The 23124-nt window shown below is 58.8% G+C and carries 23 protein-coding genes and 1 tRNA gene; 13 read left to right on the top strand and 11 right to left on the bottom strand.

Going from position 1 to position 23124, the window contains the following annotated elements; all coding sequences use genetic code 11:
* Nucleotides 1-71 precede the first annotated feature (71 nt).
* On the bottom strand, nt 72-674 hold the full coding sequence (locus ACJO3M_RS08100; protein ID WP_407000866.1) for an outer membrane beta-barrel protein: 603 nt from the start codon (nt 672-674) through the stop codon (nt 72-74).
* Between the two features lie 109 nt (nt 675-783).
* Nucleotides 784-1266 carry a hypothetical protein gene (locus ACJO3M_RS08095; RefSeq protein ID WP_407000865.1) on the bottom strand — a complete coding sequence of 161 codons (483 nt, stop codon included), beginning with the start codon at nt 1264-1266 and terminating at the stop codon, nt 784-786.
* A 110-nt stretch (nt 1267-1376) separates the two neighbouring features.
* Between ACJO3M_RS08095 and ACJO3M_RS08090 the strand changes: the two genes are divergently transcribed.
* The gene (locus ACJO3M_RS08090; protein ID WP_407000864.1) at nt 1377-2666 is read left to right on the top strand and encodes a M18 family aminopeptidase; all 1290 of its coding nucleotides are present in this window, start codon (nt 1377-1379) and stop codon (nt 2664-2666) included.
* Nucleotides 2667-2722: 56 nt separating this feature from the next.
* On the opposite strand, the gene ACJO3M_RS08085 is transcribed toward ACJO3M_RS08090, so the two are convergent.
* Nucleotides 2723-2798: transfer RNA gene (locus ACJO3M_RS08085), tRNA-Asn, on the bottom strand.
* A 70-nt stretch (nt 2799-2868) separates the two neighbouring features.
* Here ACJO3M_RS08085 and ACJO3M_RS08080 point away from each other — a divergent pair.
* On the top strand, nt 2869-3873 hold the full coding sequence (locus ACJO3M_RS08080) for a YheT family hydrolase (protein WP_407000863.1): 1005 nt from the start codon (nt 2869-2871) through the stop codon (nt 3871-3873).
* Between the two features lie 42 nt (nt 3874-3915).
* Here ACJO3M_RS08080 and ACJO3M_RS08075 read toward each other — a convergent pair whose 3' ends face one another.
* Complete coding sequence (locus ACJO3M_RS08075) at nt 3916-4557, bottom strand: arylesterase (RefSeq protein ID WP_407000862.1); 642 nt, start codon at nt 4555-4557, stop codon at nt 3916-3918.
* 84 nt (nt 4558-4641) lie between these two features.
* Between ACJO3M_RS08075 and ACJO3M_RS08070 the strand changes: the two genes are divergently transcribed.
* Entirely contained in the window at nt 4642-5334 is a 693-nt protein-coding gene (locus ACJO3M_RS08070) for an ABC transporter ATP-binding protein (RefSeq protein WP_407000938.1), read from the top strand.
* Nucleotides 5334-7820, top strand: coding sequence for an ABC transporter permease (locus ACJO3M_RS08065; RefSeq protein WP_407000861.1), 2487 nt, complete (start codon nt 5334-5336; stop codon nt 7818-7820). Before ACJO3M_RS08070 ends, ACJO3M_RS08065 begins: the two co-directional genes overlap by 1 nt.
* Nucleotides 7821-7828: 8 nt before the next feature.
* Here ACJO3M_RS08065 and ACJO3M_RS08060 read toward each other — a convergent pair whose 3' ends face one another.
* From ACJO3M_RS08060 to ACJO3M_RS08045, 4 genes are all read right to left on the bottom strand, one after another.
* Nucleotides 7829-8623 carry a substrate-binding periplasmic protein gene (locus tag ACJO3M_RS08060; RefSeq protein WP_407000860.1) on the bottom strand — a complete coding sequence of 265 codons (795 nt, stop codon included), beginning with the start codon at nt 8621-8623 and terminating at the stop codon, nt 7829-7831.
* A 182-nt stretch (nt 8624-8805) separates the two neighbouring features.
* A complete protein-coding gene (locus tag ACJO3M_RS08055) occupies nt 8806-9993 on the bottom strand; it encodes an iron-containing alcohol dehydrogenase (RefSeq protein ID WP_407000859.1) in 1188 nt (395 codons plus the stop codon).
* On the bottom strand, nt 9993-10538 hold the full coding sequence (locus ACJO3M_RS08050) for a hypothetical protein (protein ID WP_407000858.1): 546 nt from the start codon (nt 10536-10538) through the stop codon (nt 9993-9995). The genes ACJO3M_RS08055 and ACJO3M_RS08050 overlap by 1 nt, the downstream gene beginning before the upstream one ends.
* A 186-nt stretch (nt 10539-10724) precedes the next feature.
* Complete coding sequence (locus ACJO3M_RS08045; RefSeq protein WP_407000936.1) at nt 10725-11948, bottom strand: M48 family metalloprotease; 1224 nt, start codon at nt 11946-11948, stop codon at nt 10725-10727.
* A gap of 245 nt (nt 11949-12193) precedes the next feature.
* On the opposite strand from ACJO3M_RS08045, the gene ACJO3M_RS08040 reads away from it, so the two are divergent.
* The 7 genes from ACJO3M_RS08040 (at nt 12194) to ACJO3M_RS08010 (ending at nt 19664) form a co-directional block, all read left to right on the top strand.
* On the top strand, nt 12194-12931 hold the full coding sequence (locus ACJO3M_RS08040) for a DUF599 domain-containing protein (protein WP_407000857.1): 738 nt from the start codon (nt 12194-12196) through the stop codon (nt 12929-12931).
* A gap of 17 nt (nt 12932-12948) precedes the next feature.
* Entirely contained in the window at nt 12949-13419 is a 471-nt protein-coding gene (locus ACJO3M_RS08035; protein WP_407000856.1) for a PaaI family thioesterase, read from the top strand.
* The gene (locus tag ACJO3M_RS08030) at nt 13416-13850 is read left to right on the top strand and encodes a PaaI family thioesterase (protein ID WP_407000855.1); all 435 of its coding nucleotides are present in this window, start codon (nt 13416-13418) and stop codon (nt 13848-13850) included. The genes ACJO3M_RS08035 and ACJO3M_RS08030 overlap by 4 nt, the downstream gene beginning before the upstream one ends.
* 162 nt (nt 13851-14012) lie before the next feature.
* Nucleotides 14013-15905, top strand: coding sequence for a molecular chaperone HtpG (gene htpG / locus ACJO3M_RS08025; protein WP_407000854.1), 1893 nt, complete (start codon nt 14013-14015; stop codon nt 15903-15905).
* 6 nt (nt 15906-15911) lie between these two features.
* On the top strand, nt 15912-16130 hold the full coding sequence (locus tag ACJO3M_RS08020; RefSeq protein WP_407000852.1) for a DUF2835 domain-containing protein: 219 nt from the start codon (nt 15912-15914) through the stop codon (nt 16128-16130).
* 261 nt (nt 16131-16391) lie between these two features.
* Complete coding sequence (gene katG / locus ACJO3M_RS08015) at nt 16392-18563, top strand: catalase/peroxidase HPI (RefSeq protein ID WP_407000851.1); 2172 nt, start codon at nt 16392-16394, stop codon at nt 18561-18563.
* 135 nt (nt 18564-18698) lie between these two features.
* On the top strand, nt 18699-19664 hold the full coding sequence (locus ACJO3M_RS08010) for a tRNA dihydrouridine synthase (protein WP_407000850.1): 966 nt from the start codon (nt 18699-18701) through the stop codon (nt 19662-19664).
* Between the two features lies 1 nt (nt 19665).
* Here ACJO3M_RS08010 and ACJO3M_RS08005 read toward each other — a convergent pair whose 3' ends face one another.
* Nucleotides 19666-20682 (bottom strand): class I fructose-bisphosphate aldolase, encoded by a 1017-nt coding sequence (locus ACJO3M_RS08005; RefSeq protein ID WP_407000849.1) that lies wholly within the window; start codon nt 20680-20682, stop codon nt 19666-19668.
* Between the two features lie 167 nt (nt 20683-20849).
* Here ACJO3M_RS08005 and ACJO3M_RS08000 point away from each other — a divergent pair, with 167 nt between their 5' ends.
* Both ACJO3M_RS08000 and ACJO3M_RS07995 read left to right on the top strand, forming a co-directional pair.
* Nucleotides 20850-21263 (top strand): MarR family winged helix-turn-helix transcriptional regulator, encoded by a 414-nt coding sequence (locus tag ACJO3M_RS08000; RefSeq protein ID WP_407000848.1) that lies wholly within the window; start codon nt 20850-20852, stop codon nt 21261-21263.
* A gap of 23 nt (nt 21264-21286) precedes the next feature.
* Entirely contained in the window at nt 21287-22165 is an 879-nt protein-coding gene (locus ACJO3M_RS07995; protein WP_407000847.1) for an alpha/beta hydrolase family protein, read from the top strand.
* A gap of 50 nt (nt 22166-22215) precedes the next feature.
* Here the strand turns inward: ACJO3M_RS07995 and ACJO3M_RS07990 are convergent, their stop codons facing one another.
* Nucleotides 22216-22749, bottom strand: a complete 534-nt coding sequence (locus ACJO3M_RS07990) for an SRPBCC family protein (RefSeq protein ID WP_407000846.1) — start codon at nt 22747-22749, stop codon at nt 22216-22218.
* A complete protein-coding gene (locus ACJO3M_RS07985) occupies nt 22724-23086 on the bottom strand; it encodes an ArsR/SmtB family transcription factor (RefSeq protein WP_407000845.1) in 363 nt (120 codons plus the stop codon). The genes ACJO3M_RS07990 and ACJO3M_RS07985 overlap by 26 nt, the downstream gene beginning before the upstream one ends.
* Between the last annotated feature and the right edge of the window lie 38 nt (nt 23087-23124).

Here is a 23124-nt window from a genome sequence, read left to right as displayed (position 1 = left end):
TAATCCGACAAAATATTTGGCAACAATCAGGTGAACATGGGTGTCGGATTACGCTGCGCTAATCCGACCTACTAGAACTCGTATCGAACCCCGCCGGAGAATTGGAACGTATTGATATCCGAACCGGTATCCTTGAACAGCCGGCCACCTTCCAACACCAGATAGCCATTGTCGATCACTTCGAAATCCACCCCGGCCAGCCAGCTGATGCTGAAGCTGCTGTCGGGAAAGTCTCCAGCAAGATCCCGGAACTGGCGGTTCTCGTCCGCGCCGAAGTTGGCCAGTTCCGCATCACCGCTGATGTGGGAGAACCCGCCCTGGGCGTAGACGTTGGCGTAGCTGGTGATGGGGTAGTGCAGCCCGATGTACCAGCTGGCGAAGTAGTCGATGGAAAGGGTCAGGTCGCCGCTTTTGGCGTCTTTGTAGCCGCCGCCGGCGCGAACCTCCGCGTGGAACAGGTCGGTGATGTGGCCGCCGACGACCAGTGTGCCGACCTGGCCCCAGGCGGAATCGTTGCTGATTTCGCCAATGCTGCGATGGTGCAGGGCGGTGGCGTACAGGCCGACGTAGTGCATGTCTTCACGGGCTTTCTCAGCGGCCGTGGCAAGGTCGGCGCCGAGCAGGGCGATGGGCAGCAAGGCTGCCGGAAGAGCTTGTCGCAACACCTTATTCATTGTTATGGGCTTTCCTGACGATTGCGGGTACGGGCAGATTCTGCCTTCTGTAACGGTTTGTTACGTCGACCCGCGTCACACTTCCCTCAGGCAGCCTGTGATCATTCGCTTAGTCTTCCAGTAAGCCTTCTTCCCGGGCCATCAGGAGCAGGACATACACGCCGTTTTCGGCGAGAGTAGGTTCCAGCCCTTCGTCAAACAGCAATTGGCGGCGACGGTCTTCGAGGCTGTCGGTGTCGAGGGTGGTGATCAACTCGGTGATGGGGGCAAGTTCGAACGGGGCTTCCATGGCGACGGCGGTAAAAATGAGGTCCACCAGGATTTCGTCCGGGTCCATGCCGTCGGTGAATACGGTCTGGTCCGGCAGGTCCTGGTGGAGTTCCCGTGCCAGCTCAATGATGGGCACGCCCTGTTCCTCGAGGTAGAGCAGATCGATGTCGCCAAGGTCGCCGTCTTCGGGAATCCAGCTGTCCTCCGGTGCGATGACGACGGTTTTCAGACGTCCGTCCTCCAGGGACCAGGATATGGCGGTCGGAAATACGGTGTCGTCGGTCTGGCAATATTCGATGTCGAGAAATCGTGGTAGTGGCAAGGTAAACTCTCCGGGTTTCATCTGGTGCCATTTAGTTCAAGGACACCAGTATGACGGTTATTGGCTTCATGCCATACTGTTGGCGGCATTATCAGTTAATCAGGAGCATCATGGAACACGCGCAGTTTAATCACGGTTTGCTGAATTTTCTCGATTCTTCCCCAACCCCCTGGCACGCGGTAGCCACCATGAAGGCCCGTCTCGACGAGGCCGGTTTTACCGAGCTGGATGAGAAAGACGAGTGGTCGCTGGAAAAGGGCCGGGGCTATTATGTGATTCGTAATGGTTCATCGATTGTGGCGTTCCGGACCGGGCAGGGTGATGTTGTTGAGAAGGGCATCCGCATGGTTGGCGCTCACACGGACAGCCCCTGTCTGAAGGTGAAGCCGAACCCGGAACTGCGTCGTAAAGGGTTCTTCCAGTTGGGTGTCGAGGTTTATGGCGGTGTGTTGCTGAACCCGTGGTTTGACCGTGACCTGTCACTGGCCGGTCGTGTCACCGTTCTGGATGAGGGCAGCGCGGTACAGGATGTCCTGGTGAATTTCCGCAAGCCGGTGGCGTTTATTCCCAGCCTGGCCATCCACCTGGACCGTGAGGCCAACAGCAACCGGAGCATTAATGCGCAAACGGATCTACCGCCGGTGATGATGCAGGTGCCGGATACCGACACCACCACGTTTGCGTCACTGCTGGAGCGCCAGATTGCTGATGAATCCGGCATCAGCGTCCGCAAGGTTCTTGGTTATGAGCTGAGCTTCTACGATGCCCGTGGTGCGTCATTCGTGGGGCTGCGGGACGAGTTTATCGCCTCGGCGCGGCTGGATAACCTGCTGAGCTGCTATATCGGGCTGCAGGCGTTGCTGGACACCTCCGGCGATGAACCCGCGCTGCTGGTGTGTAACGACCACGAAGAGGTGGGCAGCATGTCGGCAGAGGGCGCTCAGGGGCCGTTCCTGTCTACGGTTCTGGATCGCTGGTGCGGCGCCGGAAGATCCCGTGCTATTGCCCGGTCCATGATGATCTCGGCGGACAATGCCCACGGCATTCACCCCAACTACATGGATCGTCACGACGAGAATCACGGCCCGCTGATCAATCAGGGGCCGGTGATCAAGGTGAACCACAACCAGCGTTATGCCAGCAACAGCCGATCCGCCGGGGTGTATCGTCACATCAGTGACGAACTGGGCTTGCCCCACCAGACGTTTGTGGTGCGTAGCGATATGGGGTGTGGCAGCACCATCGGGCCGTTGACGGCAGGGAATCTGGGGGTAACCACGCTGGACATTGGTGTGCCGCAGTTGGGTATGCACTCGATTCGTGAGGTGGCGGGCACCGAGGACGGCTATACTCTGTATCGTGTATTGCAGGATTTCATGCAGCGGCCTCAGGTTATCTGAAGCCCGGAACGAAAAATGCCGCTGCTTCGTGAGAAGCAGCGGCATTTCGGAATAAGTGGCTCCCCGAGCTGGGCTCGAACCAGCGACAAACGGATTAACAGTCCGTTGCTCTACCAACTGAGCTATCGGGGAACAGCTAAGTGGCGCGAATAATAAGGGCTTTATTCGTTGGGGTCAACCCTCTGAATTAAAAGGTTAAAATTTGTACTATCAGTCTGCTCCCCATCCAGTGCCGCCGGATATTGGCAAACGGGCGTTCCGCTATCGGCCGCCGCCATGGCTTCGCAACGGTCATCTGCAATCGGTGTGGCCAACGCTGTTCCGCAAGGTGGCCATGGCCGAGCCAGAGACAGAAGTGCTCACCACCAGTGATAACGATGAACTGCACCTGGACTGGTACCGCCAGGGCAATAAACGGCTGGCGATCCTGTCCCATGGGCTTGAGGGCCATAGCCGCAGGCCCTACATGCTCGGGCTGACCCGGGCGCTTTTGACGGCAGGATGGGATGTTCTGGCCTGGAACTTCCGCTCCTGTGGCGGAGTGATGAACCTGCAGCCCCGCTTTTACCACAGCGGTGCAACGGAAGACCTGGACCGTGTGGTGCGCCACGGGTTGTCGCGGGACTACAGGACCATATTCCTCTCCGGATTCAGCATGGGCGGTAACCTCACCCTCCTGTACCTCGGTCAGCAATCGGAAAGGGTGGACAGCCGTATTTGCGGTGCGGTTGCCTATTCCGTGCCCTGTGACCTGGCGGGTAGCGCGGATGAGCTGGCCAAACCCAGCCGGAAAATTTACATGCAGCGATTCCTGAGGGATCTGCACGTAAAAATGCAGGAGAAGGCCCGCCGCTTCCCGGACCTGATAGATGTAACCGGCTTCGAGAACATTCGCAGCTTTCACGAATTTGATAACCGTTACACCGCGCCGTTACATGGTTTTCGGGATGCGGCTGACTATTGGAGCAGCTGTTCCGCCCTTGGCAAACTGAAGGACATTCGTGTGCCTTCGCTGATGGTGAACGCGGCTGATGATCCCTTCCTGTCGCGCCGGTGTTTCCCGGAATCAGCGGACGTGCTTGGGCGGCATGTTCGCGTGGAAGCGCCGCGCTGGGGTGGCCACGTAGGCTTTGTCGAACACGCCCGGGACGGCTATTACTGGTCAGAGCGCCGCGCCGTGGCCCATATCCAGTCGGTGGTGGGATAGTCCGAATCGGATGACGGTGCCGGGTGGGCCCGGCACGCTGGCTTATTTCAGCAGTGGCGCCAGTTCCGGCCAGATATTGGCCAGCAACAGGCTTTGCGCCTCGGCGGTGGGGTGAATGCCGTCACTTTGCATCATGCCGTCCTGGTTGTAGATGCCTTCAAGAAAGAATTCGACCAGCCCGGTGTCGTACTGCTCCGCCAGTTTCGGGAAAATACCGGCGAAGGCGCGGGTATAGCGCTCGCCATAGTTGGGGGGAATCTGCATGCCCACAAGCAGCGGATGGGCGCCGGCTTCTCGCACCTGTTCAATCATTTTTGCCAGGTTTTTCTCGATCACACCCGGCGGGAATCCCCGCAGGCCATCGTTGCCGCCGAGCTCGATCACCACCACCTCTGGCTCGTTCTTGTCGAGCAATCCCGGCAGCCGGCGCAGGCCGCCATCGGTGGTTTCCCCGCTGATGCTGGCATTGACGACGCGCCAGTTTTCCAGGCCTTCAGCATCCAGGCGGGCCCGTAACAGCGCCACCCAGGCTTCGTCGGATTGCACGCCATAGGCGGCGCTCAGGCTGTCCCCGACAATCAGCAAGGTGTTCGGAGCGTCATTCTGATTGGCCTGAACCTGAGCAAAGGCGCAAAGAAAAGCGACGAAAACTATTGATCTCAGACGTAAAAATACCGTATCCATAGACAACCTGCTAAAGACCAAAAAATCGTTGGAGAGTCCGTGAGCGACCAGACCGAGCATTACCCAGGGGGCCGTAAGCCACCCATGCTGAAAGCCAGTGACCTGACCCACCGCGTCAGTCTGGAGACTGATACGTTGACGATCTTGCAGGGGGTCAGTCTGGAAATCAATCGTGGTGAATCCGTAGCGATTGTCGGTCGGTCCGGATCGGGAAAGACCACGCTGCTGGGTTTGTTGGCGGGGCTGGATACACCCACGGAAGGCACCGTGGAACTGGACGGCGCGGTGATCAGCAAACTGTCCGAGGACGAGCGTGCCAGGCTGCGGGCCCACAGAGTGGGGTTCGTGTTTCAGTCTTTCCAGCTGCTACCAGCGCTGACGGCGCTGGAAAACGTGATGCTTCCGCTGGAGCTGGGAGGGCATGATGCCCCGCAGAAAAAAGCCCGGGAGTTACTGGAGCGGGTGGGGCTGGGCGAGCGTCTCAGCCATACCCCGCGCCAGTTGTCCGGCGGTGAGCAGCAGCGGGTTGCCATTGCCCGGGCCTTTGCGTCGGATCCGGTGGTGCTGTTTGCGGATGAGCCCACGGGCAACCTGGATAATCGCACCGGGCAGGCGGTGTCGGACCTGTTGATGGCATTGAACCGGGAGCAGGGCACCACGCTGGTCATGGTGACCCACGATGAGCATCTGGCTGTTCGCTGTGGTCGCCAGTTCAATATCGAAGCAGGCATTCTCACCGAGCCAGGCACTCGTACAACCGGGGAGCCGGTAATCTGATGGCGGCTTCCCGTAAACTGATGTCCATCCGCCGTGACTGGCGCGAGCGTGACGTGCGCGTTGTGCTGGCGGCCCTGATGATTGCGGTTGCCACGGTCGCCACGATTGCGCTGTTCGCCAGCCAACTGCAACGCACGCTGGTGTCCTCGGCCAGTTCGTTTCTGGCAGCGGACCGGCAATTGGAAGCCGAGAATGGCCGTCCGATTCCTGAGGGCTGGCTGACGGAAGCACGGAGCCGTCAGCTGGAAACCGGGCAAATGGTGGAATTTTCCACCATGGTGTTCGGGGCGGACAATTTCCAGCTGGTATCCATCAAAGCGGTCAGTAATGAGTATCCGTTGCGTGGCCAGGTTGAATATCAGCTGGGGCCAGATGAACCCCGGCAACTGGTGTCATCGGGCCCGGGCCCCGGTGAGGTCTGGATTAACCCGCGGCTGCTCCGTCTGTTGGATACCAGCGTGGGTGACACCCTGGAAGTGGGTAATCTGGAGTTGAAAATATCCGGCCTGCTGGTGCGGGAACCGGATGGCGGCTTCCGCCTGTCGGCCCTGGCGCCGCGGGTGATGATGCATGCTGACGACGTATCAGACACCGGAGTGATCCAGGAAGGCAGCCGGGTGGAATACGTTTACCTGTTCGCCGGCGAGGAAGCGGCACTGGAAAGCTATTACCGCTGGCTGCAACCGCAATTGGAGCCCAGCCATGAATGGGAAGGTGTGCGAGACGGCGAAACCTTCTCCCGTTCCCTGGAACGCGCCGAGCGCTTCCTGCTGCTGGGCGGCAGCCTCGCAGTCATGCTGGCCGCCGTCGCGGTGGCCGTTGCCAGCCGTCAGTATGCGCTGTCACAGCGGGATACCGTGGCCCTGCTGAAAACCCTGGGGGTCAGCAGTCATGGTATTGGCAAACTGTATCTGCAACGTCTGGGGCTCTGGGGCGTCGCCGGTGCGGTTGGCGGCCTGGTGATTGCCTTGCCGTTGTACTGGCTGCTGTCCAGATTGCTCAGCGATGTGCTGGAGCGGCCGGTGGATTACCAGCTCGACCCCGCCGCACTGGCGCCGTCTCTGTTGACAGCCCTGGTGTCGCTGTTTGCCTTTGCCTACCCGCCCATCCGCCGTTTGCGCAATGTGCCGGCGATGCGGGTACTGCGTTCCCAGCCCGGGGAATCCGGGCGGGAAGCGCTACCGGATCTTGCTATTGCCCTGGCGGCCATCTTCGGACTGGTGTGGATGTACGCTGGCGAGGTGTCCCTGGTTCTGGCATTGCTGGGTGGGCTGATCCTGTTACTGGGCACCCTGGCGCTGCTTGGATGGCTGATGGTGCTGAGCCTTCGCAAAATCAGTGGCGGCGGTAATGCCTGGCGTCTGGCCCTGGTTGGCCTCTACCGCCACCGGAGAGCCAGCCTGTCCCAGATTGCGGTATTCGCCATGACGCTGATGCTGGCGGCGACTCTGATCCTGGTGCGAACCTCACTGCTGGAGGATTGGCAGGCACAGTTGCCAGAGGATACGCCCAACCATTTCCTGATCAACATTGCCCCGGATGTGGTGGAAGACATCGACGCGTTCTGGCAGGAACGCGGTCAGCCGCTGGATGAGATGTACCCGATGGTGCGGGGCCGGTTTACCGAGCTGAACGGAGAACCGGTCAAGGAAGCGGTCACCAAAGACGAACGGGTGGGCGCGCTGAACCGGGAACTGAACCTGACCTGGATGGAATCCCTGCCGGCGGATAATGAAATTATCGATGGCAACTGGTTTACACCGGGCCAGACCTCCGGGGTGTCCGTTGAGGCGGAGCTGGCGGAAAAGCTGGGGCTGAAAGTCGGTGACGAGCTGACCTTTACCATCGGCTCGGAGAAAGTGACTGAACCTGTCACCAGTATCCGCACGGTGCAATGGGACAGCATGAAGCCCAATTTCTACATGGCCTTTCCGCCGGGCGGCGGCCTGGAGCAGATGCCGGCCACCTGGATTACCAGCTTCTACCTGTCTCGGGCCAATAAAAACGCTCTCAACGAGTTTTCACGCCAGTACCCGACGGTTTCGGTGCTGGAGATTGATCACATCATAGAGCGGATACAGGATATTGTCCGGCAGGTGACCCAGGCCATCGAAGCCATTCTGGCGCTGATCCTGGCGGCAGCGCTGGTGGTGATGGCAGCGGTGGTCAGCGCGACACTGCGGGACCGGCAAAGGGAGGGGGCGCTGTTACGGACCCTCGGCGGACGTCAGTCCCTGCTGGTCCGCAGCACCATGCTGGAGTTCGCATTGCTGGGACTGTTTGCCGGTGTGCTGGGGGTCGCGGCCGCGGAAGCCGCCGTCTGGGCCCTGCAGTTCCGCATGTTTGAAGGTCAGTTCCAGTGGCACTGGGCGGTGGTGCTACCCATTCCGCTATTCAGCGCGGTGGTTCTGGCGCTGTTTGGGCGCTGGCAACTGAGGCCGGTGCTGAGTGTGTCTCCGATGCTGTTGCTGAGGCGCCTGGAGTAATCCGGCGCTCAGCGATAGCGTGACAGGATCTCTTCGAGTTCGCCATTCGCGCGCATGTTGGCGAGCTCGGCATTGAATAACCTGGCAAACTCCCCCCAATCCTTGCGGAGCATCAGGCGGAATCCGTAATTGCTGATGCCTTCGGCTGAGGTCCGGAAATCCTTCTGCCATCCTTCATTGAGAAGGATCCATTGACCAACCAGGCGGTCAGCCACGGCCGCATCAAAGTGTTCACCGTGGCGCACGAAAGTGAACATGTCCCGGTCGCGGGATACGTCAAAGCGCTTGATCGCACCGGACTCGATATGAGGTTCCAGCACAGGGTAGGCATAGCCCAGGTGAGTGACCACGGTTCTCGAGAAGAGATCTTCCGGTGTCCGGTATTGCAGGTCGGAGTCCGTTGGAATAAAAAAGACTTCCTCAATTGCCACGATGGGATCGGTAAACAGGAACTTATCCGGATTGTCCGTCCATTCGATCGCCCGGGAGGTGCCATCGATATAACCCCGTGACAGCATCCTGTCGACCCGCTTGCGGGGGATCTTTTTCGGGATGACTTCATACCCGATACGTTGAGCAATCAGGCTGACTACATCCCACATGATGCCAGAGGGCTGGCGCCCGTCCACGATCAGATACGGAGGGTATCCATTGGGAGAAACATTGAATCTGAAAGTTTTACTGTCGTCTTCAGTTTCACTGGCGTTCGCAGATGCGATGCCCGGCATCATAAAGGTAGAAATCAGCGCCAGGAGTGAGAGCACCGGGAGTACAGCGGGGAAGCCGGATGTTCGGTTTGGCATAAGTAAGGAAGGCCCTGATGTCGGAAACGAGAACTTACCCGGCACATCCTTGCCAGCTTTTGGGCAATTGTTACTTTTTTGTAAGACCTTTTCAATGATTTGATTGGCATGTTTTCTAACGCTGGCAGCCAGCCTGCATTGTTACAGCCCGCCGGGCGGACTGTAACAATGCACTTTCCGGATTATGCCCAGGCGCGTCGCAGAACTTCGCGAGCGTCCTCCAGGGACACTTCTTTCGGGTTGAACATGATGGCACCATCGTCCAACGCCAGTTCGGCGATCTGGTCCAGTTGGTCCTCAACTACCTTGCCCGCTTCTTTCAGGGTGCGTGGCAGCTGGCAGTGCTTGTACAGGGCATCCCGCAGGCGACGAATGGCGGAAATGCTGGCCTCGGCCCGGCGGGCTGCCGGGGTGGCTGCGTATACGTCCGGGCCGTCCAGATACAGCAACAGTTCACCCAGCGGCTCGCGGATGGATTCGATGTTGTACTCCAGCACGTAAGGCAGGTACAGGCTCATACACAGGCCGTGGGGCAGCTGGCAGATGGCGCCAGTCGCGTGGCCCAGGGCGTGCACCAGGCCTACCATGGAGTTGGAAAATGCAATCCCGGCCATAGTGGAAGCCTGGGCCAGCTCCAGTCGGCCATCGGCGTCCTTCGGGTTTTCCATCACCGCCAGCAGAGAAGCGCTGATCTTCTTGACTGCTGCCGTGGCGTAGGCGTCGCTGAGCGGGTTCTTCGCCATGCAGGTGAAGGCTTCGATTGCGTGGGTCATTGCGTCCATCCCGGTCGCCGCGGTGATGTGAGGCGGCAGCGTCAGGGTCATGCGGGGATCGATGATCGCCGCGTTCGGCAACAGGAACGAGGATGTGAACGGAAGTTTTACGTGCTTTTCGGTGTCGGCAATCACTGCCACTGCAGTCACCTCGGAGCCGGTACCGGCAGTGGTTGGTACCACGAAGAACGGCTTGAGCGGATGCTTGAGCACGCCGGCGCCGGCGTATGCGGCAATGTCATCACCACCCTCGGACACCAGGATGTTAACGGCCTTGGCGGTATCGATGGCCGAACCGCCGCCCACGGCAATGATGGAGTCGCATTTCTCGGAGCGGTAGATGCCGGCGATGTCACGGACCACACCGGTGGATGAATCTGGCGGAACGTCGTCATAAATGCTGACGATTTCCAGCCCGCTTTCCTCGCAGGCGGAGATGACAGGGTCCAGCAGGCCGGCGGCGCGCACGCCTTTGTCAGTCACAATCATCGGACGTTTGGCGGCCATGCCAGTGAGCTCGTAGGGAATATGTTCCAGGGCGGCCTTGCCAGCGATCACCTTAACCGGGCAAAAGAACTCATAGTATTTGTTAGTCATTATGCTCTCACCGTTTCGACAAAATGGGTTGCGACTTTGAGGTAGATCCGTGCGGCACTGATCAGTTTTTCCGGCAGGTGCAGGTTGGCGGGGTATTCCTTGACCGCCCGTTTCGCGACCAGCTTCGGCAGAATAAAGGCTTCCAGCCGGTTCAGTACCCGGGTCATGCGGATCGCGTAGCTGATGTCGCCATCCACCAGCATCCTGTCGTTGGCGAAGGCCACGGAGGTCTTTTCCTGAAACGACAGCACCATGAACGCGTGGGCTATGTGCTTGAACTGAATGGACAGGTCCACCGGCCGGGGGGCGGAGGTGCCGTGGTAATGGAAGCGCCCGTTGCCGGTATGCTCGACGATGAGGCTGGGCCCGCTGGGCATCACCATCATCTCAAACAGGAACCCCTCGGGCAGGACTCTGGCCTCCTGCTGGACCTGGGCATCCACTTCGCTGACGGCCTGCAGGGCCCGTCCCATCACCTGGAACATCAGCTCCACATAAAGTCGTCGCGCCTGGAAAACCATCGGTTGGATACGTTTCGCTAACATGGCAATCGTCCGATTGTTGTTGGTGTAATCTGATTTTTAGAGTTTTTGCTCTAGAAGTCAATGCGGTCAGTGACAGGGTGGGGCTGTCACCACGGCAAAAAAACCGGGGAAAGGCTGGTGTAGTGGGTGTCCGGGTACAAAAAGGCCCGGAGCGGGTCCGGGCCTTCGGGAGGAGCTGTCCAGTGATTACTGGGTCAGGTTGGCGAGCTTCCTTTTGGCCTCTTCGGCCACTGCGCCACCGGCTTCCGCCGCCGTGCTGTAGTACCTGATCGCGTCATCGCGACGGTTCTGTTTCACCGCCACATCACCCAGGCGAAGGAAGGCGATGGAGGTCGGAACCACCTCGTTGGCTTTGGTGAGGTTATCCCGGGCTTTGTCGAGCTTGTTCCGGTCCAGGGCATTGAGACCATTATGCAGCCGGTAACTGAACATTTCGGGGTACAGTGACACGGCCCTTTCGAAGTCGGCCTCCGCTTTGGCTGTGTTGTCCTGCTCCTCGTAAATGCGACCACGGAGTGTGTAGAACATGGCTTCGTCCGGTTCAATACGGATAGCCTCATTGATCTTGCCCAGGGCGGCGTCCATGTCTCCCTCGCCGGCCAGCTTCAGGGCAGCGTCGTGGGCCTCGTAAGCGGGTTTGAGCTTTCTGGCCATGGCCAGTTTCCTGTCGTATACATCCTTGCCCCGGTAACCACCGGCGCCGTACTGCTGAACTAGTTTGCGGTTCTCCTCCACCCGTTTCTGTGAAGGGGGATGGCTGGCGAACAGGCCGTCAATAAAGCTCGACTGGCGACCTTCCGACAGCTTCACAAACAGCTCCTGAAGCTCCACGGCGGCCTGGGGATCGTAACCGGCCTCTACCATATACTCGATACCGTAGCGGTCGGACTCCAGCTCGTCGCCCTGACTGTACTGGGCCTGGATCATCTGGGCGCCGAGAGCCGCACCCCCCATGACCAGGCCGGCCCATTCGTTATCCGACAACGCAAACCCCAGCCCCGCCACGCCGGCACTGATCAGCATGCCTTGTTGCATGCGCTGTACGCTGTGACGTGCGGCAGCGTGGACAATCTCATGGCCGAGCACGGAGGCCATCTGGGCCTCATCCTCCAGTTCGGTCAACAGCCCGCGGTTGATGGCTATCTTGCCACCAGGCAGCGCCCAGGCATTGGGGACGCTGCTGTTCAGCACCACGAACTCGTAGGGCAGGTCGGGGCGGTCACTGACTTTGGCGAGCTTCTGACCCACCTCATTCACGTAAACCGTCAGGTCCGGATCCAGGTAGAACTGGCCACCCTGGGTTTGCTGGGTCGGCGTGTATTGCTCGGCGCCAATGGAAAGTTCCTGGCTTTCCGGGATCAGCGATAACTGCTTTTCTCCGGTCACCGGATTCACGGAACATCCCGTCATGGCAAAGAGCAGGGCGATCAGGGGCAGGCAGCGGAAAAACAGCCGGTTCGTCACGGTAAACTCCTGTTATCAGTCCTTGATCCGGGATGTACGTAACCCCGGGGTGGTTAGGGTCAGTTTATACCACATCCGATGATCAGCGGTTATAGCCGTCGTGCCCGTGTCATCTGGAGAGAAGCCCTCGCGAAGTGTATGATAAAGCTTCTGTAAACCTTCCCTTTTCTGATTCCGCAAATGGAACCTCCATGGTTGAGTATCTGGAACTGATTGCGTTGATCTGGTTTCTGGTGTGCTGGATTGGCTACACCGAGTATTCCCGGCGTAAAGCCAATGACCGACCTTGCCTGTCCAACACCCTGGACCTGTACCGGGAAGATTGGATGCGGGGGATGATGCGCCGGGAGAACCGCATTCCGGATGCATCCGTCGTGGGCAACCTGGAGCGTAACGGCGCTTTCTTCGCGTCCAGTTGCCTGCTGATCCTGGCGGGTATCATCACCGCACTGGGCTACACTCAGGAAGTGATGGAGGTGTTCAGTACCCTGCCGTTTGGCAACCTGCCCAGCCGCGCGATCTGGGAGTTGCGCATGGTGGTTCTGCTGTTGGTGTTTATCTATGCATTCTTCAAGTTCACCTGGTCCATGCGCATGTACAACTTTGTGGCTGTACTCATCGGGGGCGCACCATTGCCGGACGACACCAAAACCAGCCCGGCAGCGCGTGAAGCCTTTGCCCAGAGCGCGGCGCGGGTATGCAACCTGGCGGGCGATGCCTTCAACCTTGGGTTGAGATCCTATTACTACGCCATGGCAGTGGTGACATGGTTTATCCACCCGGTGGCCTTTATCGCAGCCTCTACCCTGGTTGTCATCGTTCTGTACCGCCGGGAATTCCGTTCCAACGCCCTGCATGCCCTGCGCGGCGGAAAAGTATTTGAAGAACCCGCGGCTAAAACCGATGCCGCCCAGAAATCCAACAGTTAACCATCTGGCCAAACTGAATGACTGATGACATCCGACTGAACCGGGTTCGCCGGTTTATTGAAACCCTGAACCAGGCCCGGGAACTGGGGCTGGCCGTTGAAGCGGCAGGCGATGGCGTACTGACCATGCGCCTGCCATACAGTGACCGTATCATTGGTAACCCGGACACCGGCGTGATCCATGGCGGCGCCATTACCACACTGATGGACACCACCTCCGGTTCAGTGATCATCTGCGCCCTGACGGATTTTGAACTGTGCCCGACACTGGACCTGCGGGTGGACTACATGCGCCCGGCGGAACCCCATAAACCGGTGTTTGCCCGTGCGGAAACCTACAAGATCACCCGCAACATCATCTTTACCCGTTGCGAGGCCTACCAGGAAGGCGGTGAAACCATCGCCAACTGCGTGGGCACCTTTATGCGCATCGGTAAGGAAGCCACCCCTAAGGGCTATCGTGATCTGATTACCGGAGGTGAAGAATGACCGATCCTGAAATCCTCCGCGAGACCCGGGAAACCGGTGATTTCTCCCGCATGCTGGAAAGCATCCCCTATGCCCGCTTCATCGGTCTGGAATGCGAGCGCTTCGGCGATGACCTGATCTTCCGTTTACCAAAAAAGGAAGAAAACCTGGGCAACCCGATCCTGCCCGCTATTCACGGTGGCGTCATCGGCGGTTTCATGGAAATGTCCGCTGCCATCTACCTGATGATGTCCCAGGACAGCCTGCGCATGCCCCGCATTGTGGATTTTTCCCTGGATTACCTGCGCGCCGGCCTGAACCGCGAAACCTTCGCCGAGTGCCGCCTGACCCGCCAGGGCAACCGTGTGGCTAACGTAATGATCACCGCCTGGCAGAAATCCCGTTCCCAGCCGATTGCAACTGCGCGAGCCCACTTCCTCCTCGAAGACTGACTTTCCCTTTAATCCGGGGCTTGAAATGCCCCGGCGCGCCCCCATTTCCCACTGCAACACTAACTCGACAGTCGGGTGGTGTGGTCGGGTAGTCCTGTCCAAAACCAAGACTACCCGACCGCACCGCTCCTCCGAACGTAAACAGCAGGAGACAAAAAAGCCATGACGGTAGAAGCGCAAAAAGAAACCCTGGGTTTTCAGACCGAAGTGAAGCAACTGCTTCACCTGATGATCCATTCCCTGTATTCCAACAAGGAAATCTTCCTTCGTGAGCTGATCTCGAACGCCTCGGACGCCGAAGACAAACTGCGTTTCGCGGCATTGAAGGATGACGGCCTGTACGAAGGCGATCCCGAACTGAAAATCCGCCTGGACTACGACCAGGAAAAGAACACCATCACCCTGACCGACAACGGCATCGGCATGACCCGTGATGACGTGGTTCAGAACCTGGGTACCATCGCCCGTTCCGGCACCGCCGAATTCCTGCAGCAGCTGTCGGGTGACGAGAAGAAAGACAGTAAGCTGATCGGCCAGTTCGGTGTGGGTTTCTACTCTGCGTTTATCGTGTCCGACAAGGTGGAAGTATTTACCCGTCGCGCCGGCGCAGCAGCTGAAGAAGGTGTGCATTGGGAATCCAACGGCGATGGCGAGTTCACCATCGAGCAGGTGAACCGCGAAAACCGTGGTACCGAGATTGTCCTGCACCTGAAGTCCGACGCGAAGGAATTTGCCGACGGCTTCCGCCTGCGTGGCCTGGTGAAGAAGTACTCTGATCACATTTCCTTCCCGGTAGTGATGAAATCCGAGTCCGAGGACGAGGAAGAAAAGGGCAAGGACGAAACCGTCAACGATGCCACCGCGCTGTGGACCCTGCCGCGTACCGAAATCAAGGACGAGGAATACAAGGAATTCTACAAGCACATCGCCCACGATTTTGAAGACCCGCTGACCTGGTCCCACAACAAGGTGGAAGGCAAGCTGGACTACACCAGCCTGCTGTACATCCCGGCCCGTGCGCCGTTTGACCTGTACAACCGGGAAGCGCCCCGTGGCCTGAAACTGTACGTGCAGCGCGTGTTCATCATGGACGACGCCGAGCAGTTCCTGCCGCTGTACCTGCGCTTCGCCAAGGGCGTGATCGATTCCAACGATCTGTCACTGAACGTCTCCCGGGAAATTCTACAGAACGACAGCACCGTGGAAAGCATCCGCACCGCGCTGACCAAGCGTGTGCTGGATATGCTGTCCAAGCTGGCCAAGAAAGATCCCGAGCAGTACCAGAAGTTCTGGGGTGAGTTCGGCACCGTCATCAAGGAAGGCCCGGCGGAAGACTTCAGCAACCGCGAAAAGATTGCCGGCCTGCTGCGTTTTGCCACCACCCACACCGGTGAGCAGACCCAGAACGTGTCCCTGGATGACTACATCGGCCGCATGAAAGAAGGCCAGAATAAGATCTACTACATCACCGCGGACAACTTCATGGCCGCCAAGAGCAGCCCGCACCTGGAAGTGTTCCGCAAGAAGGGCGTTGAGGTACTGATCCTGTCCGACCGCATCGACGAGTGGATGATGGGGTATCTCAACGAGTACGACGGCAAGCAGTTCCAGGATGTCGCCCGCGGTGATCTGGACCTTGGCGAAGTGGAAACCGAGGAAGACAAGAAGCACAAGGAAGAGGCCGCCGAGGAACATAAAGCTCTGGTTGAGCGCATCAAGACGGCTCTGGACGACCGGGTTCAGGACGTGCGGGTGACCAACCGCCTGACCGATTCCCCAGCCTGTCTGGTGGTGGGTGATTTCGACATGGGCGCCCAGATGAAGAAGATCATGGAAGCCGCCGGCCAGAAAGTGCCGGACAGCAAGCCGATCTTCGAGATCAACGTGGATCACCCGCTGGTGCAGCGCCTGGAAAACGAGAAGGGCGAAGAGCGCTTCGGCGAACTGTCTGCCGTACTGCTGGATCAGGCCACCCTGGCCAGTGGCGAGCAGCTGGCGGATCCCGGTGCTTATGTGACCCGTCTCAACCGCCTGTTGCTGGAACTGGCGAACTAAGAGTCCATGCAGCAGATCATTGTGGACGTCAGCATCAGCCCTGAGGAGTGGATCAAGCTCTATCAGGGCGTAGCCACCGATGTTCACACCACGGCCCGGGACGGACGCTCTGTCCGGTTCCCGGCCCGTATCCTCTCCCGTTTCTATCTTCGCGATGGCGTTCGCGGCAGTTTCCGGATTCTGTTCGACGACGCCGGAAAGTTCTCCTCTATTGAAAGACTCTGAGCTGATCAGGTTTTAATCTCCGCCTTCCTCCCTCTTTTTCGATAAACAAAACCTTTTACTCGATTGTTTTTAATTAATTGTTTCTTTGGTGGTGCCCAGAGTTAATCTGAAGGTGTCCTCGTTAGCGTAGGGAATTTTTATAGGTATTCACTATTCAGACAGTAGGAAACATTCAAGCAGCCAACTGTGGTTGATCTATATTGAATGGTGCCCTTGAGACAAATACGTTTTTTGCCAAAGAAGCAGAAACAGGAGAGAACTATGAGTCAGAATAATGGTACTGGTGGTAAGTGCCCGGTTATGCACGGTAGCAGCACTTCGGCCAGCCAGAATAACACCAGTTGGTGGCCGGAAGCCTTGAATCTGGACATCCTTCACCAGCATGACCGCAAAGCCAACCCGATGGGAGAAGACTTTGACTACCGCGAGGAAGTCAAAAAGCTGGACTACGACGCGCTGAAGAAAGACCTGAATGCGTTGATGACAGACAGCCAGGAATGGTGGCCGGCAGACTGGGGACATTATGGTGGCCTGATGATTCGTATGGCCTGGCACGCTGCAGGTACTTATCGTCTCGCCGATGGTCGTGGCGGCGGCGGTACCGGTAACCAGCGTTTTGCGCCCCTGGGTTCCTGGCCGGATAACGTGAGTCTCGACAAGGCCCGCCGTCTTCTGTGGCCGATCAAGAAGAAGTATGGCAACAAACTGAGCTGGGCGGATCTGATGATTCTGGCCGGCAACGCGGCCTATGAATCGATGGGCCTGAAAACCTTCGGTTTCTCCTTCGGTCGTGAAGATATCTGGCACCCGGAAAAAGACATCTACTGGGGCGCGGAAAAAGAATGGCTGGCTCCATCCGACACCCGTTACGAAGATGTGGAAAAGCCGGAAACCATGGAAAATCCCCTGGCCGCCGTGCAGATGGGCCTGATCTATGTGAACCCGGAGGGCGTCAACGGTAAGCCTGACCCGCTCAAGACAGCCGAGCAGGTGCGTGAAACCTTCGCCCGCATGGCGATGGATGATGAGGAAACCGCAGCGCTGACTGCCGGTGGTCACACAGTTGGTAAAACCCACGGTAATGGCGATGCCGAAACCCTTGGCCCCGAGCCGGAAGGTGCGGACGTTCATGAACAGGGGCTGGGCTGGTCCAATCCCAACCTGAAAGGTAAGGCCGCCAATGCCATTTCCTCGGGGCTCGAGGGCGCCTGGACAGCCAACCCGACCAAATTCGACATGGGCTATTTCGACATGCTGTTCGGCTATGAATGGGAGCTCAAGAAGAGCCCGGCCGGCGCCAACCAGTGGGAGCCCGTTGACATCAAGGAAGAGCACAAGCCGGTCGACGCCACCGACCCATCCATTCGCCACAACCCGATGATGACCGACGCGGACATGGCCATGAAAATGGATCCCAAGTACCGGGCGATCTGCGAGAGGTTCATGGCTGACCCCGAGTACTTCAGGGACTGCTTTGCCCGGGCGTGGTTCAAGCTGACCCACCGGGATATGGGGCCGAAGTCCCGTTACATCGGCCCGGAAGTGCCGGCCGAAGACCTGATCTGGCAGGATCCGGTTCCGCAAGGCGAGACCAACTACATCGAAGAAGTGGTCAAGGAGAAAATCGCTGAAGCCGGCCTGAGCATCAACGAGCTTGTCTGCACCGCCTGGGACAGCGCCCGCACCTTCCGTGGCTCCGATATGCGCGGCGGCGCCAACGGCGCCCGTATCCGCCTGGCTCCGCAGAAGAACTGGGAGGGTAACGAGCCGGAGCGTCTGGCCAAGGTACTGGGAGTCTATGAGAAGATCTCTGCCGAAACCGGCGCCAGTATCGCTGACGTGATCGTTCTGGGTGGCAACCTGGGCATCGAGAAGGCGGCCAGCGCGGCTGGCCATGATGTTCATGTGCCTTTCCTCAAGGGCCGTGGTGATGCCTCGGACGAGCAGACCGACGCAGAATCCTTCGAGCCGCTGGAACCCCTGGCAGATGGTTTCCGTAACTGGCAGAAGAAGGACTATGTGGTCAAGCCGGAGGAGATGCTCCTGGATCGCGCCCAGCTGCTGGGATTGACCGCACCGGAGATGACCGTATTGCTGGGTGGCATGCGGGTGCTGGGCACCAATCACGGTGGCACTGCCCACGGTGTGTTCACAGATCGCGTTGGCCAGTTGACCAACGACTTCTTCGTGAACCTGACCGACATGGCAAACCGTTGGGAGCCCAAGGGTAAGAACTCGTACGACATTGTCGATCGCAAGAGCGGTAACACCAGGTTCACAGCGACCCGCGTTGACCTCGTGTTCGGTTCCAACTCCATCCTGCGTGCCTACTCTGAGCTGTATGCCCAGGACGACAACCAGGAGAAGTTCGTGAAGGACTTCGTTGCCGCCTGGGCCAAGGTGATGAACGCCGACCGTTTCGACGTTAAATAACGTCTGACCCCAAGCCGGGCATCCTGATTGCGGGATGCCCGGCTACCAACTTGCCGTCAAATTCCTTACAATCCGCTCCGCCTGATTTTTGATCAGCCGCACTCTGATTCTTTTCTTTCAGCCTCTGGAGCCTTCATGCGAATCATCCTTGCCCCGATGGAAGGGCTGGTCGACGCGCCTATCCGCGAAACCCTGACGAAAGTCGGCGGTATTGACCGGTGCGTGACCGAATTTATTCGCGTGACCCACGGAATGCTGCCGCCCAGAATTTTCTACAAGTTTGCTCCGGAGCTCCATAACCGGGCGCTCACCGAAGCCGGGACACCGGTAGCCGTCCAGCTATTGGGGTCGAACCCCGAGATGATGGGGCGTCACGGTGCGAAGGCAGTGGAGTTGGGTGCCGGGCAGGTGGATATAAACTTTGGTTGCCCGGCCAAAACCGTCAACAAACACAAAGGCGGTTGCGTGTTGATGCGGGAACCGGAGCTGATGCACGAGATCACCGCCGCCGTTCGCAACGCGGTGCCAGCCGGAATTCCGGTGACCGCCAAGATGCGCCTGGGCTATGACGACCGCTCCATGGGCGTCGCCTGTGCGCAGGCACTGGAAGCTGCCGGTGCGTCAGAAATCGTGATTCATGCCCGCAGCAAGGTGGACGGCTACAAGCCACCCGCGTACTGGGAGGAGATCGCCAAAGCCCGGGAAGCGGTCAACACCCATGTGATTGCCAACGGCGAGATCTGGACTGTTGACGACTACTGGCGCTGCCGTGACGTGTCGGGCTGTGAGGATGTGATGATCGGCCGCGGTCTGATCGCCCGGCCTGACCTCGCCCGAAAAATCCGCGCCAGCCAGCTGGGTGAATCCGTACCCGACATGACCTGGCCTGAAGCCGTAGCTCTGGTGCAGGAATACGCCATTGCCTTGCAGGCGCGCCTGGAAGACAGGTTCGTCACCGGTCGCATCAAGCAATGGCTCAACTACCTCCGCCAGGGCTTCCGTGAGGCTGAAGTCCTCTGGCCCGAGGCCCGCAAGATCCGCCAGGTTGAACCCATGCTGGCCTGCCTTCGGCAACCGGTACCGGTTTCCCGCGCGGCCTGATTCAGCGCTCCATGTCCGGCGTGTAGCTCCCGTTGCGTGCCACGCCGTTGAGTTTTGCCCGTTTGTGCATTGCTTCCTGGGCCGCAGGCCCGTTTTCGAGGCTTCCCGCCCATGCCTTTTGTGCCGGTTCCTGCAGGGCCCGACCGTAGGAAAAACTCAGCGCCCATGGGTGAGGGCCGTGCTGGTTCAGGGCATTCAGGTTGCTGGTGGCTTCTTCCGGTGTCTGCCCGCCTGACAGGAACACAACTCCGGGAACCGCAGCGGGCACCACCCGGCGGAATACCTTCAGGGTCGCTTCCGCGACCTGTTCCGGACTGGCTTTGCTGGTGTGGGATTTACCGGCGGTGACCATGCTGGGTTTCAGCAGCATACCCTCCAGCAATACGCCATGGCGGTCCAGGGCATGGAACACCTCCCTCAGCACCGCCTCGTTGACCTGGGCGCACCGCTCAAGGGTGTGATGGCCGTCCATCAGCACTTCCGGTTCCACAATCGGCACCACGCCCAGTGACTGGCAAATCGCTGCGTAGCGGGCAAGCACTTCCGCATTGGCTTCGATGGCGAGACGGCCCGGATTGGTGTCGGTAATGTGATAGACATCCCGCCATTTGGCAAAGCGGGCACCCTGATCGCGGTATCCCTGCAGGCGTTCTTCAAGGCCATCCAGGCCGACGGTGATCTCATCGCCGGGGGCATTCACCAGAGGTATCTTGCCCTTGTCGACCTTGATGCCGGGCACTATCCCCTGATTCCGCAGTAGTTCGGGAATGGCGATATTGTCCAGGCTGCTCTGGCGAAGGGTTTCCTCATACAGGATGACCCCACTGATGTAATCCCCGAGGCCGGGGGTGGAAAAGATCAGGCTGCGGTACTCCCGCCGCTTTTCCTCGGTCGACTCGACACGAACGGAGCTGAAGCGTTTGGCGATAGTGGGGGCGCTTTCATCTGCTGCGAGAATGCCTTTGCCGTCCTCAATCAACTCAGCGACGGTGTCTTCAAGTACCTGTTGCTGGCCCATGGTGTCCCTCCTTGTCCGGCGTTGGTACTGCATTGGTGGTGTGTGTCTTCCAATTGTAGACGGTCTGCCCGCTGTGCTCTTACGAATTCCATCGGGCAGGCATTCGTTTGCCATTTATTACACATGCGTAGTATATTTGGTCCACATGTGAAGTAAATGGCGAGACCATGGATAAACGGCTTTTCTACCTGCTCAACATCGCCCGCCATCGGGTATACAAGCACGCCGACCAGCGTAGCGAAGAGGAGCTTGGCATTTCGGTTACCCAGATCGGGGCTTTGTTGCTGGTCGCCGGTGACGAAGGTTGCCTGCTGAAGGATCTGGCCCGCAGCCTGAACCTTAATAACTCCGCGCTTACCGGCCTGGCTGGTCGTATGGAGCAGAAAGGGCTGCTGGAGCGCCGCCCCTGCGAGCAGGATGGGCGAGCCTCTCGTCTTTACCTCACCGAGCTCGGGCGCAGCAAGATCGACAGCGCCAAGCCCCTGATCACCGAACTGAACGAGCGCATGACCGAAGGGTTCACCGATGACGAAGTGGACGTAATCCTGCGGTTTCTGAATCGCCTCGTGAATGATTTCTGACACCAATAGCGAGGGATCCAGATATGAGTGTCCACGAATCCGCACTGGACGTTGTTAACCGGCAAGACATACCACTGACCACCGATGGCGGCCATCGGATCAGCCTCCGCGTATTTCCTGCCGAGCCCGCCCGGTCCGTGGTGATTATTGCCGGTGCCATGGGGGTAAGTCAGAATTGCTATGAGAAGTTTGCACGATTCCTGTGCAGCCAGGGCTACACCGTTCTGACCTTTGACTACTTCGGGACTGGCGCCTCCCTGCATACTCACCTGCGGGATTGCCCCACCAACGTGACAGACTGGGGGAGCGAGGACTGCCATGCAGTGATCGAGTTTGCCCGCAGGCAGTACCCGGGCCAGCGCCTGCAGTGGATTGGCCATAGCGTCGGCGGACAACTCCTGGGCATGACCCCTAACGTCAACCTGCTGGATAATGCCGTTACCGTGGCCGTTGGTAGTGGCTACTGGCGGGAGAATTCACCGCCCACCAAACGCATCGCATGGATACTGTGGTACTTCGTGGCACCTGCAACGCTGCGACTGCTCGGATACTACCCCGGAACCCGTCTCAGGCTGGTTGGCGATTTGCCTCCCAATGTCATGCGTCAGTGGCGGCGCTGGTGCCTGCACAAGGACTATGCCGTGGGAGTGGAGGGCAGGGGGCTACGTGAGCAATTTGCCAATGTCACGGTGCCGATTACCGCGGTTTCTTTTACCGACGACGAAATGATGTCCGAACGTAACACCGAATCCATTCACAGCTTCTATTGCAATGCTCCGTTGACCATGAAAAGGATCGACCCGCGCGATGTGAAGGAAAGCCGGATTGGTCATTTGGGGTGGTTCCGGGAGCGTTACCGAGAGTCATTGTGGCGGGGAGTGCTGTTGCCGCTGTTGAAATGAGTTGCGCTCCGCCTGTTTACTCCGGGCGGAGCGTGACCCAGAGAGCTCTGTCAGGCGGACAGCCGCTGGCCGTACTCCTCTTTCAGTTTGGCGACGTTGTCCCAGAACGGCTCAGGATCGCTGCCTTCGAGCCGGGCCACCAATATATCCAGGTGGGCGTGCCAGCCGGAACTGACTGAGAGCAGGGTGGCCTGGTCGGGCAGGCGGTGGTGGGTTATCGTCAGCATGACCTGGTTGCCCATGGGTTCCAGTTCAAAGGAAACGCCCCCGGTTTCGCCCCAGGTGATGGCCAGCTTGCGGTGCATATCCAGATCCGTAATCCGGCCTTCCATCCGGTGCTCCCTGGAAGCCCCCGCTGGTCGTTGGCCCGGCGGGTTGGTCAGCTCATCATTACGCCAGACAAACTCGAAAGGCGTGTCCACTTCCATGTCCATTTCGCCCGCCGCCAGCCACTGGCTGCGCAGTTCACTGTCGGTGAGATACGACCAGACACGCTCAACAGGGCCGGGCAGAAGGCGCTGGATCTTTAGCGTGGCGGGCTCGGTCAATACGCCATAATCACTGGGGTTTTGATAGTCCGTCATGGGTTTTCTCCGTTTCGGGTGTGATGTCAGCAGCCTCCTCCTGGTGAAGCAGCCGTTCCAGTACATCCAGGCGATCGTTCCAGAAGCCCTGGTAGAAACTCAGCCATTGGTGTGCGCTGGCCAACGGTCCGGGGTCCAGGTGGCAGACATGAGTGCGGCCACGCACCTCCCGGCGAATCAGCCCGGCGTTTTCCAGCACCTTGATGTGTTTTGAGGCAGCGGCCAGCGACATCTCGAACGGCTCTGCAAGCTGACTGACCGAACGCTCCCCGCCGGACAGCTCATGCAGAATCTGGCGGCGCGTGGTGTCACCAAGGGCGTGAAAGATAGAGTTCAATTGATGCGCATTTAATTCAACCATAAGGTTGAATATAG

This window comes from Marinobacter alkalisoli, assembly GCF_045449795.1.
GTDB lineage: Bacteria > Pseudomonadota > Gammaproteobacteria > Pseudomonadales > Oleiphilaceae > Marinobacter.
This window is presented reverse-complemented; position numbering and strand designations above follow the sequence as displayed.

Coding starts and splice junctions, on each gene's coding strand:
- ACJO3M_RS08045 (WP_407000936.1), bottom strand. CDS start 11,948: ATGACGGGATGTTCCGTGAATCCGGTGACCGGAGAAAAGCAGTTATCG.
- ACJO3M_RS08040 (WP_407000857.1), top strand. CDS start 12,194: ATGGTTGAGTATCTGGAACTGATTGCGTTGATCTGGTTTCTGGTGTGC.
- ACJO3M_RS08020 (WP_407000852.1), top strand. CDS start 15,912: ATGCAGCAGATCATTGTGGACGTCAGCATCAGCCCTGAGGAGTGGATC.
- ACJO3M_RS08005 (WP_407000849.1), bottom strand. CDS start 20,682: ATGGGCCAGCAACAGGTACTTGAAGACACCGTCGCTGAGTTGATTGAG.
- ACJO3M_RS08035 (WP_407000856.1), top strand. CDS start 12,949: ATGACTGATGACATCCGACTGAACCGGGTTCGCCGGTTTATTGAAACC.
- ACJO3M_RS07990 (WP_407000846.1), bottom strand. CDS start 22,749: ATGACGGACTATCAAAACCCCAGTGATTATGGCGTATTGACCGAGCCC.
- ACJO3M_RS07995 (WP_407000847.1), top strand. CDS start 21,287: ATGAGTGTCCACGAATCCGCACTGGACGTTGTTAACCGGCAAGACATA.
- ACJO3M_RS08010 (WP_407000850.1), top strand. CDS start 18,699: ATGCGAATCATCCTTGCCCCGATGGAAGGGCTGGTCGACGCGCCTATC.
- ACJO3M_RS08050 (WP_407000858.1), bottom strand. CDS start 10,538: ATGTTAGCGAAACGTATCCAACCGATGGTTTTCCAGGCGCGACGACTT.
- ACJO3M_RS08075 (WP_407000862.1), bottom strand. CDS start 4,557: ATGGATACGGTATTTTTACGTCTGAGATCAATAGTTTTCGTCGCTTTT.
- ACJO3M_RS08100 (WP_407000866.1), bottom strand. CDS start 674: ATGAATAAGGTGTTGCGACAAGCTCTTCCGGCAGCCTTGCTGCCCATC.
- ACJO3M_RS08065 (WP_407000861.1), top strand. CDS start 5,334: ATGGCGGCTTCCCGTAAACTGATGTCCATCCGCCGTGACTGGCGCGAG.
- katG (WP_407000851.1), top strand. CDS start 16,392: ATGAGTCAGAATAATGGTACTGGTGGTAAGTGCCCGGTTATGCACGGT.
- ACJO3M_RS08055 (WP_407000859.1), bottom strand. CDS start 9,993: ATGACTAACAAATACTATGAGTTCTTTTGCCCGGTTAAGGTGATCGCT.
- htpG (WP_407000854.1), top strand. CDS start 14,013: ATGACGGTAGAAGCGCAAAAAGAAACCCTGGGTTTTCAGACCGAAGTG.
- ACJO3M_RS08000 (WP_407000848.1), top strand. CDS start 20,850: ATGGATAAACGGCTTTTCTACCTGCTCAACATCGCCCGCCATCGGGTA.
- ACJO3M_RS08030 (WP_407000855.1), top strand. CDS start 13,416: ATGACCGATCCTGAAATCCTCCGCGAGACCCGGGAAACCGGTGATTTC.
- ACJO3M_RS08070 (WP_407000938.1), top strand. CDS start 4,642: ATGCTGAAAGCCAGTGACCTGACCCACCGCGTCAGTCTGGAGACTGAT.
- ACJO3M_RS08060 (WP_407000860.1), bottom strand. CDS start 8,623: ATGCCAAACCGAACATCCGGCTTCCCCGCTGTACTCCCGGTGCTCTCA.
- ACJO3M_RS08090 (WP_407000864.1), top strand. CDS start 1,377: ATGGAACACGCGCAGTTTAATCACGGTTTGCTGAATTTTCTCGATTCT.